Raw genomic sequence first — 278 nt, forward strand, 5'->3', positions numbered from 1 at the left:
TTTGCGTACCGCCGGAGGATCAAACCTGAGGTTTGATCTCCTCCTTCTCGGCGGCCGCTTCTTCTTCCGGTTGTGCCTGTTCTACCGCTTCGCTCGCAACCTGCTCGCTGGCAGCAGGGGCCGCTTCAGCGCTCGGCTCGACGGCAGGGGCTGCCTCTTCGCTTTCGCTTGCAGTGGCGCTCGGCTCTTCAACCGGGGCGCTTTCCACGACTACCGGCTCGTTCTGCTCGGTCGGTGCGGCGGCGGCAGCTTCGGCGGCTTCACGGGCCAGGCGCTCG

General features: G+C 66.5%; 1 protein-coding gene. It reads right to left on the minus strand.

Features of this window, described 5'->3' with window-relative positions:
• Positions 1-19: 19 nt before the first annotated feature.
• The coding region (locus tag J0A65_RS27210; protein WP_463452490.1) for a hypothetical protein at positions 20-278 on the minus strand (259 nt) is incomplete at its 5' end.

It is taken from the genome of Bowmanella yangjiangensis (assembly GCF_017255015.1).
GTDB classification, from domain to species: Bacteria; Pseudomonadota; Gammaproteobacteria; order Enterobacterales; family Alteromonadaceae; genus Bowmanella; species Bowmanella yangjiangensis.